General features: G+C 43.6%; 1 protein-coding gene and 1 pseudogene. Both read left to right on the top strand.

All coding sequences use genetic code 11. From position 1 onward, the window contains the following. Positions 1 to 429 (top strand): annotated as a pseudogene (locus D8862_RS09840) (hypothetical protein); the annotation flags it as partial. After that, positions 389 to 622, top strand: coding sequence for a hypothetical protein (locus tag D8862_RS09835; protein ID WP_221762944.1), 234 nt, complete (start codon positions 389 to 391; stop codon positions 620 to 622). The pseudogene D8862_RS09840 and the gene D8862_RS09835, both read left to right, overlap by 41 nt. Positions 623 to 746: the final 124 nt, after the last annotated feature.

Below are 746 nucleotides of genomic sequence, written 5' to 3'. Positions count from 1 at the left end.
GAATCAGCTTCAGCATCTGTATCAGCAAGTCAATCAACTTCAGCATCTGTATCAGCTAGCCAATCAACTAGCGCATCAGTAAGCTCAAGTGAATCAGCTTCAGCATCAGTAAGCTCAAGTGAATCAGCTTCAGCATCAGTATCTGCAAGCCAATCAACTAGCGCATCAGTATCTGCAAGTGAATCAGCTTCAGCATCTGTATCAGCAAGTCAATCAACTTCAGCATCTGTATCAGCTAGCCAATCAACTAGCGCATCAGTAAGCTCAAGTGAATCAGCTTCAGCATCAGTAAGCTCAAGTGAATCAGCTTCAGCATCAGTATGCATCAGTATCTGCAAGCTAATCAACTACAGCATCAGTATCTGCAAGTCAGCATCAGTATCTGCAAGTGAATCAGCTTCAGCATCTGTATCAGCTTGTATCAGCTAGCCAATCAGCTAGCGCATCAGCATCCTCAAGTCAATCAACTTCAGCATCAGCATCTGCAAGTCAATCAACTTCAGCATCTGTCAATCAACTTCCGCATCAGTATCTGCAAGTCAATCAACTTCAGCATCTGTATCAGCTAGCCAATCAACTTCAGCATCAGTATCAGCTAGCCAATCAGCTTCAGCATCTGTAAGTGCAAGTCAATCAACTAGCGCATCAGTATCTGCAAGTGAATCAGCTTCAGCATCTGTATCAGCAAGTCAATCAACTAGCGCATCAGTATCTGCAAGTCAATCCAAGTCAATCAACTAGCGCAT

The sequence above is a fragment of the Streptococcus oralis genome, assembly GCF_003942585.1.
In the GTDB taxonomy this organism is placed as follows: Bacteria; Bacillota; Bacilli; order Lactobacillales; family Streptococcaceae; genus Streptococcus; species Streptococcus oralis_BE.
Note: the sequence above shows the minus strand (reverse complement) of the source record. Positions and strands in the feature narration are given on the sequence as shown.